Here is a 15,425-nt window from a genome sequence, read left to right as displayed (position 1 = left end):
GAATCAGCCGAGCTATGCTGCGGCTTCGCCGTTAAACACCACCAGATTGATGATGGGTTTCTTGGTTTTGGGGTTCACCTTGTCCGACAGCTTGTGATAGCGAATATGCACATCGCGGTGGGCTTCTTGGGTCATGGCTAACACGATATATTGCTGGCACAGCGCGGGCGTCGATAACGAATGCGACAGGCGTTGTGGCTTAATGGTTTCAAACAAGTGCTGCGCCATCTCATCCAACTTAGCTTGGTACTCGTCGGGGCTCAGTTGACGGCGGTTAGGGTGCGCGCCTACTGAGGTGCTGCACTTTTTGGCCGCTTGATTTTTCGCTAAGGTCATGGACACGCCGTAAACAAAAAACATAAATGCCTCCAACAAGGTGAAACTGTCGCCGTTATCGTTACAGGGATATGGACCATCACCCCTTGGTTGCTTTGCCTAGATAGCCTAAATCGTGAATGTTCGCGGCGGTTCTGCGGCTCTACCGCGTTAGCGGCCGACGGGCGTGGCTGTCGTCATCGTGTGCAGCGGATGCACATTAGTGACGGCTTGCGGGTCGTTGCGCCACACCATCACCTTGCCGTACAAGCCTTGTTGGGGCTCAGTGAAGCGCAGGCAGAAATTGAGCCCAAGTTCGCCCGTGTGGCGAATGAACTGGCGGTAAAAGGCGGCGCTTGGGTGGTGATAGGCAAAATGCTTTACCAGCTCATTGCAGCGGGCTTGCACCCGTGGGCAATCCATTGGGTCGGTGTGGCCCTTGGCCAGCGCCATCAAGCAGGCAAAACGTATTGCAACCAGTAGACGAAACTCATCGCGTTGCTTAGGTGTGGTGTGAACTTTCGCTAGAATCATTTCCTTGTCCTCGGTAGTGGGTTTATTGAGCACAAGTGCAAAGTTAAGATAACTTGACTTGCGAGTCAAGCTGATTGGTTTAAAAAACTTGACTAAAGTTTAGTTGATTTTGATTTGATGGCTTTTTGTACGAGTGTTTATGTAAAGTAAGGTATTGAGCTAAAGAGGATTTATGGTGATGTTAGGTAAAGCCATTTTAATAGATGAGGCAGATTGCTCTTTTATGTCACAAAAGTGTTTTGGCTCGTTAGAACAATCGAAAATTCCCTCACCTGTTGTCCTACAAATTTTCATCTATTTGGCTAATGTTGGTCCTTCCGTAAAGTGATTAGCAATGTATGGGTATACAGTCGTATTTAAGTTTAGATACTTTTGAGTGTTTTTTAACTCATTTTTTTGCATGATTTTCCAACCTACAATTAATAAAGCACATAAAATCATGTGGATATGCTTACCCAAAATTAGTTAATAGGTTTGTAAAACGCACATGCGCGTTTTTCCGGATGGTGTATTTGATTAAAAGCTGATAAGTTCTTTGCATACAGAGAGTTAACTGTGCGTATTTAACTGGTCTAATGAGGTAAACACGCATAAATACTAAGACGCTAGGTTTTAAGGATATAGTAAATGCTTGTAGAAGCTAAAAAACGATTTGAATACGGATTTGTCTTGAATGAACAAGATTTAAGAAGAACCATTGATGTTGTTATAGAGCAATACCAAAAACTTTCAACTTCACTTAAACCTACCATTTCGTATGAAATAAAATACAAAAATGGAGCTATTAGTAAAACAGATTCATTAGAAAGTGTTTTCAATCAAGAGAATCTAGGTTCTTCTCAGATCATAAAGTTAGTTGCTGTTTTTGAAGCAGATTTAGATGGAGACTCTATATCAGTAAACATAGGGTTTAATAATGCTGATTTAAATGAAGATCCCGGGACAACATCAATTTGGTATAATATCCAAGGAAATTCAAGGGATTGGGTTTTTATATCTAGCTCTTTAATTCAAGAAAGAATTGAAAAGATCAAACGTTTTTGCCCTAATCAACTTGGTTTATCAGGAAAGCGAAGTTCACCTTTAAGAGCTTTACTTCCATTGATTCTAATGTTGGTAATGCTCATTCCTTTACTACTTGTAAGTAAATCATCACAAGTAGGTACTAGTAGCTTATTAATAGAGGCTAAAGATAAAGGTGAATTAGTTACAACAATTGATGCACTTATTTTAATAGAACAAGCTAGAGAAAGTAGAAGCTCAATATTTGGGGATTCTTTTAGTTCTATTATCTCTTATGGTTTTGTTGGAATTGTTAGTCTAATAGGACTATTTATGTTCTTACAGCGCTACTACCTAGTTTATAACTTTATTTGGGGAGACTACTCTGAACATTTCAAAAAAACAGAGGGTATTAGAAGTTTCATATTAATTATTGTATTGCTTGGTATTATTGTATCCTTTGTTGGTGGAATACTAGCAAATATGACTGGAATAAATTAGTTGCTTAAAAGGGCAAATTACAGTTGGCTGTTGCTCGTGCCTCGCACATTTTAGCCAACCATAATTTTCCGCTTAGCAAAGCGTTAAGTGCTAAGGGTGAAAAATAAAGGTTTAGTCTATGAAAATTCCAGCTCAATTTATGCACGTCGGATTTTTTGACTTGTTGTGTGATGCGTTAGTGCAGCATTCTCAAGCGAAACAGAATGAAAATAGTAGTTACAGGTGTAATCGTTTTTCTCGTTCGTCTATTTGTGCGTCTGTCCTGTCTATCGAGAACTGCGCCAATGCTTTATTTCAGCAAATTGAAGTATCGCCGCAAACATTAAATGATTTAGACAGGATGCCTGCTTTATCTAAAATAGACATGTATTTACGAGTTGAACACCAATTATCAGGTTTAGACTACGGGAATAATATAGTTCAAAAAGTAAAAGAGCTACTTCATGTCCGCAATCAGTTTGTGCATCAAAAAGGAACCAAAATCAAAACCGATATTGGTAAACCAAAAGACGGTATGGAGAATTGGATCTTACCTATGGATTTGGAGGGTAAATTACACACGGAACTGAAAATTCCCAAATGCTCAATGTTCTGGAGTAACATTCATGCTTATGAAGTACTTAAAGCAGTGTTCAGCTTTTACAATTACTTGTTCTCAGAACTTGTTCCTTTGAGTGAGGATGATTTAACAGCAGTACTTATGAACCGAATTCAGTTTAATAACTACGTAATGCCTAACTTGTTTGATGAAATGCATATTGAGTTAGAAGAAGCAGAAAGTATTGGGCTAAAATTAAAGTTTTTTGATGCTGCTCCTTGGCGGCGCACTTAACAAACGCCTCAAGAGGGACTTCCAAGGCGTGGCATTTTTACTGTGTGTTGATTTCTGTGGTTTCAGTGTCATGCGGAAACTTGGTAGTAGCGTTGTCAGCCCCTTAAGCTGGCATTACATGCTTTATTTGCTAATAGAATAGTTAATCCGAATAGGCTAATGTCTAATAAGATTAGACCCAAAATACATAAGAAGAGCTATTTGGAATTAAATCGTTTTTACAACAGTACTGAATACCAAAACACTTTGCCGATCACTTTGATCTGTTTCACTTGGTCGGCATCAAGGCGTTCATCAGGATATTCGTCAGTGTTGTAGCTACGAAGACGTAAACCACCACCGGGTAATTTATACAGCACTTTGATACGTAGCATGCCATCATGGTTCACTGCGTACATTTTGCCGTCGATTACATCGGTGGCTGAGGTATCAACACCTACTGTTGAGCCGTGGGGTAATATGGGCTCCATGCTGTTGCCATTCACTTTGACACAAGCCGCATAGTCACTATTCACACCTTGACGTTTAAGAGTGCTCTTAGTAAAGCGCAGTTTCGGCCCTTTAAATTCGCGGCACTCGAGAATGCCATCCCCTGCGGCTAGCTCCACTTCCATGTAAAACGGTATTTCAACTTCATCTTCCCCTAATGGGGTATCACTATCCCATATCTCAAAACCGCCAGCCCATTCAGCGTTGGATTCCGGTTTAGTTTCTTTATTTCCAAAGAGAAGATATTCGGGTGAGCAGCTTAAGGCTTTCGCTAAGGCATGCAGGTTCTCGCCTTTAGGAGAGGTAGAGCCTGATTCCCAAAGCGATACTGTGGCTTTAGTTAAGCCTATTTTTTTGGCAATGGCTGGCTGTGTAAAACCTAGCTCTTTGCGTCTTTGTTTAATGCGTTCATTCATCATAGTAAAGCTATCTTAACTTAACGTAAGTCAAGTTACCTTTTCTTTTGTTGACATTTGAGTTGAGTTTTCTTAACCTCGGTTAAAATTACTTGTCGGAGTTTGTCTATGAAAACGAAAGATGCGATCTCGCATTTTGGAAACAAGCTAAAACTGGCTGAGGCTTTGAGTGTTACTAAATCGGCAATTAGCCAGTGGGGGGAAGATGTTCCCGAACTCCGTGCTTATCAAATCGAACGGTTAACTGGTGGTGAACTCAAGGCGACTGAGTTGCCGTTAATGAGCCCTGAGCATGCCGCTTAATAGTGAACCGTTCTAACACGTTAACAGAGAGAGGCTTATTAGCATGAAAACCCATTCACGTAAAAAAGATAGCCGTTTGAATTTGTTGATGAAAACGATTCATCGGGTGTTGGAGTTGCCCAAGATGACGCGCTTTGCGCTGGCGATAGATTTTGTTGCGGCGGTTGAGCGCCTCGGGCTAAGCGAGGTGTTGGCGGCGGAGGGCATTAGCTTTGCGAGCACGCAAGATGTGCACAACGATGCGCGGATTAATGCGCAAAAGCTGTTCCGTTGGCTCGGTCAGTACGAGGGCCAACATCCGCAGGCTGATCGCTTGTTTCATGTTGAGCAAGCACTGGTTGCAGCACTGCCCGAGCATTTACGGGTGCAGTATCTCAACGATGTATTTGGTTGCACTGGGGTGACGGTAATTGCTGATCGCATGAATGACGGCCATGTGTTGCATGTGGCCGATATGGCGGCATCGCTCACCAAAGAGAACGCCGAGGCGCAAGTGGCGGTGATCCATTTGGGCGAGGAGCCCAAGCGCGAGCAGTTAGTGGCGGCGCACCGTGAGTTAAAAGAGTCGGCGGCAACCACGCAAGCGAGCATGGCAGCGTTAGAGCTGGCGTACCCGTATTTAGCGAGTCACGGTGGCAAGGCGGCGCAATACGCGGCCGAGAAGTGATAGCGATGCCGCAATCGAACCTGAACATCAATGTTATCGCCAGTGCTAAAACCGAGTTGCATCAGCAGTTGATCCGCTTGGGCGACATGATCGGCGACGGTTTGCATTTAGAACCCGATGGCAAATGGATTGCGAAAGAGTATGTAAAAGTGGCGCGGGCGTTAGGTTATCGGCCTAAACGCGCGGATCACAGTGCACAGATTAATGCGGTAATGCTTAAGCGGGTGGCTGATGTGCCGTGTGGTCAGTGCGGTTTGGCTTTAAAGCAAACCAAGTCGGGCTCGAAACGCGCCGTGTGTGCCAATGGGCATAAATGGCAGTTGTTGAAATGACTTGTTTGAATGACTTGTTGAAATGAAAGAAGGAGTGAATGACATGTTCACAAATCAGTTAAGTGATAACTGGGCGCGTAAAAAACGCAGTTATCAAATTGCCCGCCACAGTTTGGCGACCGATGCGGGCTTGATACCTAAGATCATGAAGTGAGGAGGATAACGATGTTTGATCCTGAATGTTTAATTTGTTGTTTGGAGGGCGGCGCCGCGTGTTCGGTGCATGGGCAAGTTAGCAGCGATGATGGGCCCGCCGTGGCCGCGCTTACCGAGATGGAAACCGCGCAAGTGACGTTACTCGTGATGCAAGCAAAGCAGTTAATGCTTAAGGCGATGGCGCTTAAAGCTAAGTCGAACATGCCTAATAGCACTGAGCCTAACGCCAAAGATCTTAGCGCGGCAACCTCTGAACGGGCAGCGTTAAGTGGCGTGAACATGGGCAAAGACATTGCCTGTTTTCATGGGCATACCACGGCGGAGTTGTTTAGACGAACGCAGGTGGGCCGAATGGTTGAGGTGTTAAGGAACTGCGATGAATTGCAGCATAGTCGCCCCGAGCGTTGGGCGGTTATCGCGACCGACATAGTGGATAAGGCCTTGCTGGGTAGTGGCAAGCAATTGTTGCTGCCGACGGTGAGCATCGATTGGATTATGAATTATCTGCTGATGGAAGAACAACGCGCGGAACGTTCTATTGCGCTATTGGAAGCGGATGTAGGCGCGGCTGATGCGAGTGCAACTAATGTTAAAGCCGCTGATATGAGTGCAATAGCGAAAAGCCGCAACGTGCACATTAAACGGCGTGATTTTTTTAGCCAGTTGCGCAGTAACTTGGCGCACAAGGTTTACTTGCTTGGCAGTGAAGGCGAGCGAACGGAGGGCAACGGGGCGCATTGCAGTTGACCCGTTGCTGTAGACATAAGAAAGCCCGCTGAAGTTTTGGCGACCGATGCGGGCTTAATGCCAGAGAGGTAGGCAATTGCATGTTACTGAAATACGGCGTTGTGGTCAAATTTTGACCTTTCGTCGAGTGGTAGGGATTCAGTTTAATGTGTGAAGCAGGTGCCGCTGAGCCGTTTCATGATCGCAGCAGATTGCTTCGACATAAACGAAATATTCTGCTTGAGCGGTTTGGTTGAAAACGAAATAACCACCGAGTACATCAAGCGGTCCAAAGAGGATGTGGTCAATTTCAAAGCATTTGGGATTGTAAATATCCATGACGCTGATGTTGTCGGTATCTAGTTCTACGGCAATGCGGCTGCGGTTTTTACTTATGCCGATAACGGTTCCATGTGTCTGTCGGGGCATTTAAACGTCCTGTTTAAAGTCGATTGTAAATAAGAAAGCCCGCTGAAGTTTTGGCGACCGATGCGGGCTTAATACCTAAGTGAGGCAATATTATGTTACTGAAGCATAGAGTTTGCGTCAATTCGAGTTTGTGGGTTGCTCCGTTTGGGGGTGACTTATGAGTATGGAATTGATGGTAAAAGCGATGAAGGCCAAGGTGGGTAATCCACTGCGCAAGCTGGTGTTGATCAAGCTTGCCGATAACGCCAATGACCAAGGCGAATGCTGGCCGAGTTACCAGAACATTGCAGAGCAGTGTGAGATAACCCGCCGCAGTGTGATGAACCACGTAAAAACGTTGGAGGACGACGGCTTTTTACGGCGCGAATATCGCAAGGGTGAGAAGGGTAACTCCACCAATATTTTCCACATTCGTTTTGAGCCGATGACGCCAAAATGCAAGGGAGACGCTGCTGTATTAGGGGGTGAAGCAAATTCACTATCCCCAAATGGCGCAGATTTGCCCCCTAGTGAATGTGGTTCACTACCCCCTAGTGAAGCAAATTCACCCCCTAGTGAATATGGTTCACCAGCTAGTGAACGTGGTTCACCACCCCTAGTGAATATGGTTCACCCAGAATCTATCAATCTTGAATCTATCAATGAATCTTTAAAAGACTCTTGTCCAGCAACGAGTGCTAAGTCGGTTTTCAATGCGTTTTTCAAAGCGTATCCCGCCCATCGCAAAGGCGGCTCGGATTCGGCTGCGTGGAAAGCGTGGAAGGCCGAAAAGCTGACCGATGCCGATTGCGTGTTGGCGGTGAGCTGGTTGAAGGAGGCGGCGGCGCTGGATACGAGTTGGGGCTTTAGCGCTAACGGCCAGTTTGTGCTCGGCATTACCAAGTTTATCCGTGAACGCCACTGGTTAACGCCGTTGCCAAGACCGATGGCCGCGGCCGTTGGGCAAGTGGATTGGAGTTATGCGGTGTATGACCCTGAGGACCCTTTGATATGACGGCTAACCAAAATACGAGCATGAAATCACTGCAGACCTTAATCCGCCAGCCGCTGGTTGGGCAGGGGCGTGTGAGTCAACCCGAACCCACGGCAATGGACATGGCGATTGTGGACAGTGTGTTTAGCAAGTTGCGGGTGTTGTTTCCGGTGAGTGCGCCGCGGCCTGAGGACGAAGCGACCCACAAAGCCGAGTGGCTTAAAACTCTGGCGGCGCAGGGGATTGCCAGCCGCGAGCAAGTGCAAGCGGGGCTGAATCGCGCTAGACGCGAGCAGGGCGATAGGCAGTTTTGGCCGACACCGCGCCAGTTTGCGCTTTGGTGCCAACCGACGGCCTGTGATTTGGGGCTGCCCAAGTTAGAGGCCGCGTTTAAGGAGGCAACGCGCCATTACCATCACCCTGACAAGCATACGTGGAGCCATGATGTGGTGCGCTTAGCGGTGCGCGAAACGGGCAGCTGGATGTTTGCTACTGGGCTTGAAAAGGACGTGCTAATGACGTTTGAGCGCAATTACACAGTGTTATGCAGGCGCTTTAGCCGTGGCGAGTTAACCGATGTTGAGTTGCCAAAGGCACTACCCGAAACGGTGACGCGGCCCACTGAGGCGGCAAAGGCCAAATCAATTATTGCCACGCTACGAACCAACCTTGGGCTTAAGGGGGCAAACGATGGCGACTAAACCACTGACCCAGCGCGAACGCTTGATGCGCATCATCACAGGCAAACGGTTTTGGACCCTGTTTGAAATCCAGCAAGAAAGCTTTAACCGCTTTGGGGTTCACGACAGCGAGACAGCGTTAAGTGCGCGGTTTCGGGATATGCCGATGAACCAGCGGGTAAAGCGCATACGCTCGGGTACCCATCACACCTTTGAATATCGGTTGGAGGGCTAGATGGCGCAAGTGATGACAGCAACAGGCGTAGAGCAAGGCAAGTTAAACGATGCGGTATTGCGCCGTTGGTTGCGGGCAGGGATAACGCGGGACTTTCGGGACACGCAGTTTCCTGCAGTGCGGTTACGGGCCTCGACTGATAGACGCCAAGCCTCGGTGTATTTAGTGATGAACGAAGCGGGCAAAACCGTGTGGCAAAAACAGGGTGTGTGGCCAGTGATGTGCTTGAAGACCTTTTTAACCGAGTTACCTAGCCTTTTAGCAAAACGCAGCATGGGCCAAACGGTAATCAGCAACGAGTTTGCCACGGTAGCGCAATTGCTGGCGTGGTTTGTAACCCATGTTGAATGCAACCGCACCTTAAGCAACAGCTGGCGCAGTAACTGTAAATCGTTAGTGAGTAAACATCTCAGTGGTTGCTTTGGTGAGTTACCGCTCAATGAGCTGAACTTTATTGCAGTGGACAGCTATTTAATCAAACCCATGTTGGCGCAGGGCTACTCCGCCAATTACATCAAAGCGGCGGTGAAAGTGTTGAAACGGGCGTTATCGGTTGCGGCCGATTTACGGGTGTTAGACAGCAATAGCTTGGCGGGGTATCGGGTGCAAATGAGTTTGAAGATGCCGCCTTTGGTGGGCACGCAATTAAGCGAGTCGGACGTGGGACCGTTATTCAGCGCCCTACGGAATGCAGCAAGACCGGTGGCGATGTTGTTTGTGTTAATGCTGATGTTCGGTACCCGCATTGGTGAAACCCGCTTGGCAAGATGGGACCACTTTGCCGGTGATTACTGGTTTATTCCGGCCGAGAATGCCAAGAACCGCCAAGAGCATCGCTTACCTATGACGCCAACAGCCAAGAAGCTGATAACCCATTATGCCCAGTGGCAATACACGCATGTGGGCAAGCGGGCGTTTTTGTTCCCAGGCGAAGTGGGGCCGGTGAGCATTCGCACTGCGCAGTATTGGAGTGAGACGATTCGGTTTAAGGCGTTTACCTCCCACGCGCTAAGAAAACTGTGCCGCACCATTATTGCCGACATGGGCGTAGATACCATGGTGGGTGAGCGGATTTTGAATCACACCTTGCCGTTACTGCTACGTACTTACGTTAACAGCACTTTAGATAAGGGCATGTTGATGGCGTTGGATGCCTACCACGCACACTTAATCACGCTGGGGTTTGATGATGTGGCGCCCGAGATAATGCGCCAATCGACCACTGAGCCGAGTGAGCCAGACGAGCCAATGTTAGTGGGGTGGTTATGACGCTAACAATGACAATTACAATTAAAACAACTGGGTTATGGCCTGAGTACAGGAGGATTTATGGCTAATCGCGCCGCGGATGTATTGAAAGTGGGGCGCCGTTTACGGGGCATGACCCAAGACGAAGTGGCTGAGATTTACGGCATTAGCCGCAACACTTACCAACGTTGGGAAAATGGCCGTACAACTGCGCCCTATGACGATGTGACATCGATATGCCTTGATGTGTTTAAGCTTTCGATTGAGAAGATAAATGAGGTGGCTAATGGGCTTTAGCGATGAACCCGAGCAGAGGATGAACATTAAGGCGTTGCGGTTAGGGCTGTATCGCTGGGGCCGTTATTGGGTGTACCAAGAGTTGGGCAAGGGGTTTTCGAACCGCAGCGCCTGCGACCGTTTAGGTGAAGCGCTGGGCGGCGGCAACTTAAAGCACGAACTCAACGTGCCTGCCCACGTCGCCCATTTTGACCAGCTCGTTGAGCAGTTATCCATAAACTGCAAACGCGCCATTCGTGCCCATTACCTCTGCAAAGAGCAGTGGGCCTTAATGGGATTTGACAGCAAAAAATCTTACATCTTCTGGCTAAGAAAAGCCGAAATGGCACTGCTGGATAGGATGAATTAGAAGGAACGCCCTCTTACGAGGGCTGGCGGGTTAGACGGTTGTCCACCAAGACTGCTAACCCGTTGACTGGATTTTATCAAAGGTTCGGACAGATACCAATGCGAAATAATTATCCATTTAATGATGCGCTGAGCTTAGGTGTGATCTCTATATTGATCACAATGAAACTAGGCTTTTACTAATGATTGCTTTGTGGATTTATCGTTTTGGTGCTCTTGCCGCAATCCGTCTTTATGCATTTGTTTGGGCAAACACGCTGCGTTAGAGAGACTGCATTTGTCGTAGAAAACTTTTGCATGTTCAGTTTGGTGGGCAAAGGGGAACGATTGTGTATGTTGTTTGACTAATAATGAAAACACCCCCTTTAATAGGGGGTGTTTTCAAGCATAAAAGTCTATGTGAACAAGATAGCTTAAAAGTTATACATCACTGATACACCGATGTTTCTTGGGTCGATAATTGCAGCGTAACCGTCCACATAACTGCGGCTGGGAGGCTCATTTACTGTCAATGCTTGCTCATCAAATAGGTTGTTCACGAAGCCACTCACCCGCCAGCTGTTGGCTTGATAATCGACGCTAAAGCGAGTTACTACATAGTCACCTGCCACGCGGTCTTCTGTGTTGTTGATATCGGCGAAGTATTCACCAACATAGTTGCCTGATAGGCCAAAGGTTAGCTCGTCATTGAGCCAATATTTAATGCCTAAGTTTGCTGTAACGTGTGGTGCCGCATTCAGTTGATTGCCGATAACATCGCCATAATTAGGATCTGCTCGTTTAATTTCACTGTCGAGTAAGCCCACTCCAGTCGTTAATTGCCAGTTATTACCAAGCATTGCAGTCAGAGCTGTTTCAATACCATAGGTAACTGCTTTGTCTACATTGGTAATTTTTCGAGCTTGATTAGATGCTTGATATCCATCGAAGTTGTTATAGAAAAGGTTGGCACTAAGGTTGACATTACCGTCTAAAAATTCACTGCGCGAGCTAAGTTCGAAGGTATCAACAAATTCTTCATCGTAATAGTAGTATTCACTTTCTGCTAACGACAATGCTCCACCGCCAGCGTTATATCCGCGGCGCGCACTGGCGGCTAAGGTCGTGTTATCTGTGATGGCGTATTGCAGTACTAACTTAGGCAGTGTGACTGTGGTGCCGTCATCGAGGTTTTCATTTAGTTGATTGCCTTGGTATTGCATCGAAAAATTACGTGTTTGTTCATCACGCATCACCCGACCGCCGAGAGTGACCCAAAGTGAGTCATTTAAACCATAGGTGATTTCACCGTAAATAGACGTTGATGTGCTACTGTCATCGCCGTTATAAATTGAGCTGCCTGTGCTATCAAAGTCTTGGCTGCGCTCAAAATAAGATAGGCCAATAAAACCATTCAAGTCGCGGTTATTTAAGCCAAAACTGTATTTACCATCGACAGTGTAACTTTGATCTTTCATATCCACATATTGCTGTGCTGTCACTACTGGCTCGTAAGATTCAAAGCCCCAGTCATAATCCATGTAGGCGACAACTAAATCAAATGCTTTGCCTTCACCAAGATCGTAGTCGATTTTTACTGAGTGTGTGGCCGATTTAGTTTCAATATAACGCTGAAAGATAGGGTTATATGCCCAAGGGTCATTTCCCGTGAAGTAGTTACGTCCGGAATCTCCTTTCTCATCATTAAACGAGAAGCTATACATCACTTTTAGAGCGTCAATCGCACTTGGTTGCCATAAAACCTTGCCGCGCCAGCGATTAGTGATGAGTTCATTTTGGTCGAATGTGGCTGGGTTTGTGCTGTATTCCAAACCTTTGTTATAGGTTTCACCTGTGACATTTTGCCCGCTGATCCTAAAGGCTAATTCGTCGTCTAGAATCGGGCCTGATAGCATCACGGCGCTATCAATATAGTTATCTTGGTTGCGGTAACCTAAACGGGCGGCACCATGCCAATCAAACGTGGGATCTTCAGTTTTTATAAATACAGTGCCACCAATACTGTTACGGCCATTAATGGTCGATTGTGGCCCTCGAAATATTTCAATTTGTTGAATGTCCCATAAGCCTGTATCGCCAGTGAGATCGGCTACAAAGGGTTCTGCCACACCATCAATCAGAGTGGAAACGCGTGCACGAGCACCGCCAGTGAATGAGTTGAAGCCTGAAGCCGAACCATTGCCTGAGACACCACGGATATCTGGTACCGAGCCTGTTAGTACGACAACGTTAGGTATTTCGGACAAAGCATTTGAAATCGACTGATACTGACCGCTATCGAGTGTTTCTTTGTCAATAACAGATACCGACGAGGTCGTATCTTTTAAACTGCGCTCAATTTTTTCGCCATATACAGTAATTTTTTCAATAGCATCTGCCGACGCTATCTCGACGGCAGCTGCAGCCGTTGACATGCTAATACTCGACAGAAGTGCCGCAATCATATTTTTCTTAAATGCCCTGTGTTTCATGAAGATCCTCGGACTGACTATTAATGAATAGCGTGGTGTTAGCTAGAAGTGCCGACAATTTACATTAAAATAACCTTAATCGCAATTGCGAATGTATGTCATTTACATTACCATTTATCGGTTTTGTGACCTCTACCAAATAATGAAAATAACAGGGTAAATATGTTTGGAATTTCAGCTTTTGTAGCGACAGTTATCGGTATCATGCTTATTTACGGTACGAGTAAACATCAAAGATTAAGACGAACGTCATTACCTAAATCATTTTTGATAATCGGATATTGTTTACTTTTATTGGCACTATTTTTTTGGTCGCAGCATTTGAGTTTGATATCCGCATTATTCACTTGGTTTTTTAATGTCTTGCTATTGCTGATATGCATTCCGTTGGTCACGCTCGTAAAACATAGAGGTGAATTGTCATGAAGCGGTTAACTGAAGCTGAAAAGATTCAGCCTCATTGGTGGCGAAAAAGCCTGATTGCAGGAGTGTTAGGTCTTACATTCGCCTACGGAGTGGTGGCAGTTTTTGCTTGGTTTGGCCTCGGAGGAATTGATGCGCCAATGAAGGTACAGCTTAATATGTGGCTAATTAGTTTAATTTGGTTGACCGTTGTTTCACTGAGTTTTTTATTCAAGACCGCAACCACAGCCTTGTGTGGCTTGGCCTTGGCTAATATTGCTATTTATCTTATTTTCATCGGGTTATGGACATTGTTATGAGAATCCGTGCAGATGTGCTTCGTACTTATCAGTCTATCCATACGTGGACGGGAATATTAACTGGACTGCTATTATTCATTGCTTTTTATGCGGGTGCATTGACTATGTTCAAACCGCAAATTGAGCAATGGGCTATACCGTCAAATCAGCAGTTAGCTCAAGTACCCAGTGAGCGGTTGGATGAGTTAATTACGCAGGCATTGAGCCAATATGATAAAGCTAGAGAAGGTTTTATTATCAGCTTTGATGAAAATGAATCACCAATGAAGTGGTACGAACATGGCGGCGGTCGGGGTATTCGATTAGATGATCAATTACGGCATGCAAGCTTGACTGAGCGTGGCGAGATTATCACTCAAATGAGTAGTACTAATGAGTTGGGTACGTTAATTGACCAACTGCATCGTACTGCTGGCATCATCGGTAAAGTGGGCCATGAAGATTTAGGCGTGATTGTTTTAGGTGTGGCAGCCCTATTGTATTTTTTGGCGTTAGTGTCAGGTGTTATTATTTTGCTGCCTACTTTAGTCAAAAACCTGTTCGCACTGAGGCAAAATAAGGGAAGTAATCGCCTTTGGCTAGACAGCCATAATCTCGTTGGTATCATCAGTTTGCCATTCCACATTATCATCGCATGGACAGTGATTGTTTTTGCATTCCACGACTTTTTTTATGGTGGGTTGGGTATCGTTTATGGTGATAAACCTTTATTTGAACGGCCTGTACGCTCAAATGTTGAATACTCAATTACTGAACTTCCATCAATGGCAACGTATCGACAGCAATTGAGTGCAATGACCCATGGCTATCAAATTGTTTCTATGGCGTTTTCAAACCTTTCAACTACCAATCCCGCGCTAGCTGTCGAAGTAAAAACCGATGGGCAGATAATGCGTGGTGGCTATAGCGATTTTATTTATCTGAACCCTTATACCTTTGCGGTGCAATTTAACACACTTAATCAAGCCAGTGAGGGGGCGTATGGTCCTATTGTAAACAGTTTGTTTGCTCTGCATTTTGGTAATTACGCGGGTGACTTTGGTCGCTGGATGTATTTTGCCTTTGGTTTATTAGGGGCATTTTTGTTTTATAGTGGCAATTTACTCTGGCTAGAAAAACGTCGTAAAAAGCAAGCAGAGCAGCAAGCATCGACACGTTTTATGGCATCGCTGACAATTGGTGTTTGTTTAGGGTCAATGTTGGGGGTGAGTTTCGCTATCTTGGTGACTAAATGGCTTTATCTGGTAACTCATCAGGTCAATAGTCATTATCTTGCGTGTTACTACGTTATATTTTTTGGGGCGATTATTTATAGTTTTGTTCGTAACCCTGCGTTGGCCGCAATCCATATACTGAAGTTATTAGCATTAGTTTGTGCATTGATCCCTGTGAGTACACTCATCTCACCGCTGTTTGCACCATCCGAGTCGATTGCTTATGCTAGTTTGGGGCCAGTTGATATGGTGGCGTTGATTTTTGCAATATGCTTTTATTTCTGCGCCCAGAAAGTTTATAAGCGAGCTTATTTTGGAGAACGAAATAGTATTTGGGCATTGTCGAACGCGAGCACTTAATCAATGTGGATGTTGTAGTGGATCAGTAAATTTGCATCACTCCGAAGTGCGACACTCATCAATTAAGCAGCTAATTGGTTAAACACAACCGCTCGAAAGGTATCGCTATGCATGTTGTTAGTGAGTTAATTAATGATCAATGCAGTGGCATGTAGCTGTTTATGAACGAGACCAC

General features: G+C 45.6%; 19 protein-coding genes. 14 read left to right on the top strand and 5 right to left on the bottom strand.

The window, feature by feature from the left end; all coding sequences use genetic code 11:
• Positions 1-12: 12 nt before the first annotated feature.
• A complete protein-coding gene (locus DYH48_RS11490) occupies positions 13-360 on the bottom strand; it encodes a hypothetical protein (protein WP_115334846.1) in 348 nt (115 codons plus the stop codon).
• Positions 361-486: 126 nt separating this feature from the next.
• Positions 487-849 carry a forkhead box protein gene (locus DYH48_RS11485; RefSeq protein WP_115334845.1) on the bottom strand — a complete coding sequence of 121 codons (363 nt, stop codon included), beginning with the start codon at positions 847-849 and terminating at the stop codon, positions 487-489.
• 627 nt (positions 850-1,476) lie between these two features.
• On the opposite strand from DYH48_RS11485, the gene DYH48_RS11480 reads away from it, so the two are divergent.
• On the top strand, positions 1,477-2,352 hold the full coding sequence (locus tag DYH48_RS11480) for a hypothetical protein (protein WP_115334844.1): 876 nt from the start codon (positions 1,477-1,479) through the stop codon (positions 2,350-2,352).
• Positions 2,353-2,470: 118 nt separating this feature from the next.
• Positions 2,471-3,184, top strand: a complete 714-nt coding sequence (locus DYH48_RS11475; protein WP_115334843.1) for a hypothetical protein — start codon at positions 2,471-2,473, stop codon at positions 3,182-3,184.
• Positions 3,185-3,402: 218 nt separating this feature from the next.
• On the opposite strand, the gene DYH48_RS11465 is transcribed toward DYH48_RS11475, so the two are convergent.
• Positions 3,403-4,092 (bottom strand): S24 family peptidase, encoded by a 690-nt coding sequence (locus DYH48_RS11465; protein WP_115334841.1) that lies wholly within the window; start codon positions 4,090-4,092, stop codon positions 3,403-3,405.
• Positions 4,093-4,197: 105 nt separating this feature from the next.
• Here DYH48_RS11465 and DYH48_RS11460 point away from each other — a divergent pair, with 105 nt between their 5' ends.
• The 4 genes from DYH48_RS11460 to DYH48_RS11445 all read left to right on the top strand — a co-directional run bounded on the left by DYH48_RS11460 (position 4,198) and on the right by DYH48_RS11445 (position 6,294).
• The gene (locus DYH48_RS11460; protein ID WP_012089987.1) at positions 4,198-4,392 is read left to right on the top strand and encodes a Cro/CI family transcriptional regulator; all 195 of its coding nucleotides are present in this window, start codon (positions 4,198-4,200) and stop codon (positions 4,390-4,392) included.
• 43 nt (positions 4,393-4,435) lie between these two features.
• Positions 4,436-5,059 (top strand): toxin YdaT family protein, encoded by a 624-nt coding sequence (locus DYH48_RS11455; RefSeq protein WP_115334840.1) that lies wholly within the window; start codon positions 4,436-4,438, stop codon positions 5,057-5,059.
• A 5-nt stretch (positions 5,060-5,064) separates the two neighbouring features.
• Positions 5,065-5,391 carry a hypothetical protein gene (locus DYH48_RS11450; RefSeq protein WP_115334839.1) on the top strand — a complete coding sequence of 109 codons (327 nt, stop codon included), beginning with the start codon at positions 5,065-5,067 and terminating at the stop codon, positions 5,389-5,391.
• Positions 5,392-5,556: 165 nt separating this feature from the next.
• Positions 5,557-6,294, top strand: coding sequence for a hypothetical protein (locus DYH48_RS11445; RefSeq protein ID WP_115334838.1), 738 nt, complete (start codon positions 5,557-5,559; stop codon positions 6,292-6,294).
• Between the two features lie 138 nt (positions 6,295-6,432).
• On the opposite strand, the gene DYH48_RS11440 is transcribed toward DYH48_RS11445, so the two are convergent.
• Positions 6,433-6,702: a hypothetical protein gene (locus DYH48_RS11440; protein WP_115334837.1), complete on the bottom strand. Its 270-nt coding sequence runs from the start codon at positions 6,700-6,702 to the stop codon at positions 6,433-6,435.
• 157 nt (positions 6,703-6,859) lie between these two features.
• Here DYH48_RS11440 and DYH48_RS11435 point away from each other — a divergent pair, with 157 nt between their 5' ends.
• The 6 genes from DYH48_RS11435 to DYH48_RS11410 are packed head-to-tail and all read left to right on the top strand — an operon-like array spanning position 6,860 to position 10,484.
• On the top strand, positions 6,860-7,696 hold the full coding sequence (locus DYH48_RS11435) for a helix-turn-helix domain-containing protein (RefSeq protein WP_115334836.1): 837 nt from the start codon (positions 6,860-6,862) through the stop codon (positions 7,694-7,696).
• The gene (locus DYH48_RS11430; RefSeq protein WP_115334835.1) at positions 7,693-8,376 is read left to right on the top strand and encodes a replication protein P; all 684 of its coding nucleotides are present in this window, start codon (positions 7,693-7,695) and stop codon (positions 8,374-8,376) included. The genes DYH48_RS11435 and DYH48_RS11430 overlap by 4 nt, the downstream gene beginning before the upstream one ends.
• Positions 8,366-8,590: a hypothetical protein gene (locus DYH48_RS11425; RefSeq protein ID WP_006082025.1), complete on the top strand. Its 225-nt coding sequence runs from the start codon at positions 8,366-8,368 to the stop codon at positions 8,588-8,590. The genes DYH48_RS11430 and DYH48_RS11425 overlap by 11 nt, the downstream gene beginning before the upstream one ends.
• Positions 8,591-9,859, top strand: a complete 1,269-nt coding sequence (locus DYH48_RS11420; protein ID WP_115334834.1) for a tyrosine-type recombinase/integrase — start codon at positions 8,591-8,593, stop codon at positions 9,857-9,859.
• A gap of 60 nt (positions 9,860-9,919) precedes the next feature.
• Entirely contained in the window at positions 9,920-10,135 is a 216-nt protein-coding gene (locus DYH48_RS11415; protein ID WP_006082023.1) for a helix-turn-helix transcriptional regulator, read from the top strand.
• Complete coding sequence (locus tag DYH48_RS11410; RefSeq protein ID WP_115334833.1) at positions 10,125-10,484, top strand: hypothetical protein; 360 nt, start codon at positions 10,125-10,127, stop codon at positions 10,482-10,484. The genes DYH48_RS11415 and DYH48_RS11410 overlap by 11 nt, the downstream gene beginning before the upstream one ends.
• Positions 10,485-10,896: 412 nt before the next feature.
• Here DYH48_RS11410 and DYH48_RS11405 read toward each other — a convergent pair whose 3' ends face one another.
• Positions 10,897-12,954 (bottom strand): TonB-dependent receptor, encoded by a 2,058-nt coding sequence (locus DYH48_RS11405; RefSeq protein ID WP_012197546.1) that lies wholly within the window; start codon positions 12,952-12,954, stop codon positions 10,897-10,899.
• Between the two features lie 422 nt (positions 12,955-13,376).
• On the opposite strand from DYH48_RS11405, the gene DYH48_RS11400 reads away from it, so the two are divergent.
• Both DYH48_RS11400 and DYH48_RS11395 read left to right on the top strand, forming a co-directional pair.
• Positions 13,377-13,676, top strand: coding sequence for a hypothetical protein (locus DYH48_RS11400; RefSeq protein ID WP_115334832.1), 300 nt, complete (start codon positions 13,377-13,379; stop codon positions 13,674-13,676).
• On the top strand, positions 13,673-15,250 hold the full coding sequence (locus tag DYH48_RS11395; protein ID WP_115334831.1) for a PepSY-associated TM helix domain-containing protein: 1,578 nt from the start codon (positions 13,673-13,675) through the stop codon (positions 15,248-15,250). The genes DYH48_RS11400 and DYH48_RS11395 overlap by 4 nt, the downstream gene beginning before the upstream one ends.
• Positions 15,251-15,425: the final 175 nt, after the last annotated feature.

Origin of the sequence: Shewanella baltica (assembly GCF_900456975.1) — a bacterium.
In the GTDB taxonomy this organism is placed as follows: Bacteria; Pseudomonadota; Gammaproteobacteria; order Enterobacterales; family Shewanellaceae; genus Shewanella; species Shewanella baltica.
The sequence above is the reverse complement of the archived record's forward strand: the minus strand, read 5'-3'. Positions and strand labels throughout refer to the sequence as shown.

What these genes read in the sequence shown, in the direction of transcription:
- DYH48_RS11450 (WP_115334839.1), top strand. Translation starts at nt 5,065, where the DNA reads ATGCCGCAATCGAACCTGAACATCAATGTTATCGCCAGTGCTAAAACC.
- DYH48_RS11405 (WP_012197546.1), bottom strand. Translation starts at nt 12,954, where the DNA reads ATGAAACACAGGGCATTTAAGAAAAATATGATTGCGGCACTTCTGTCG.
- DYH48_RS11490 (WP_115334846.1), bottom strand. Translation starts at nt 360, where the DNA reads ATGTTTTTTGTTTACGGCGTGTCCATGACCTTAGCGAAAAATCAAGCG.
- DYH48_RS11410 (WP_115334833.1), top strand. Translation starts at nt 10,125, where the DNA reads ATGGGCTTTAGCGATGAACCCGAGCAGAGGATGAACATTAAGGCGTTG.
- DYH48_RS11480 (WP_115334844.1), top strand. Translation starts at nt 1,477, where the DNA reads ATGCTTGTAGAAGCTAAAAAACGATTTGAATACGGATTTGTCTTGAAT.
- DYH48_RS11400 (WP_115334832.1), top strand. Translation starts at nt 13,377, where the DNA reads ATGAAGCGGTTAACTGAAGCTGAAAAGATTCAGCCTCATTGGTGGCGA.
- DYH48_RS11425 (WP_006082025.1), top strand. Translation starts at nt 8,366, where the DNA reads ATGGCGACTAAACCACTGACCCAGCGCGAACGCTTGATGCGCATCATC.
- DYH48_RS11395 (WP_115334831.1), top strand. Translation starts at nt 13,673, where the DNA reads ATGAGAATCCGTGCAGATGTGCTTCGTACTTATCAGTCTATCCATACG.
- DYH48_RS11485 (WP_115334845.1), bottom strand. Translation starts at nt 849, where the DNA reads ATGATTCTAGCGAAAGTTCACACCACACCTAAGCAACGCGATGAGTTT.
- DYH48_RS11420 (WP_115334834.1), top strand. Translation starts at nt 8,591, where the DNA reads ATGGCGCAAGTGATGACAGCAACAGGCGTAGAGCAAGGCAAGTTAAAC.
- DYH48_RS11475 (WP_115334843.1), top strand. Translation starts at nt 2,471, where the DNA reads ATGAAAATTCCAGCTCAATTTATGCACGTCGGATTTTTTGACTTGTTG.
- DYH48_RS11415 (WP_006082023.1), top strand. Translation starts at nt 9,920, where the DNA reads ATGGCTAATCGCGCCGCGGATGTATTGAAAGTGGGGCGCCGTTTACGG.
- DYH48_RS11455 (WP_115334840.1), top strand. Translation starts at nt 4,436, where the DNA reads ATGAAAACCCATTCACGTAAAAAAGATAGCCGTTTGAATTTGTTGATG.
- DYH48_RS11465 (WP_115334841.1), bottom strand. Translation starts at nt 4,092, where the DNA reads ATGATGAATGAACGCATTAAACAAAGACGCAAAGAGCTAGGTTTTACA.
- DYH48_RS11435 (WP_115334836.1), top strand. Translation starts at nt 6,860, where the DNA reads ATGAGTATGGAATTGATGGTAAAAGCGATGAAGGCCAAGGTGGGTAAT.
- DYH48_RS11440 (WP_115334837.1), bottom strand. Translation starts at nt 6,702, where the DNA reads ATGCCCCGACAGACACATGGAACCGTTATCGGCATAAGTAAAAACCGC.
- DYH48_RS11460 (WP_012089987.1), top strand. Translation starts at nt 4,198, where the DNA reads ATGAAAACGAAAGATGCGATCTCGCATTTTGGAAACAAGCTAAAACTG.
- DYH48_RS11445 (WP_115334838.1), top strand. Translation starts at nt 5,557, where the DNA reads ATGTTTGATCCTGAATGTTTAATTTGTTGTTTGGAGGGCGGCGCCGCG.
- DYH48_RS11430 (WP_115334835.1), top strand. Translation starts at nt 7,693, where the DNA reads ATGACGGCTAACCAAAATACGAGCATGAAATCACTGCAGACCTTAATC.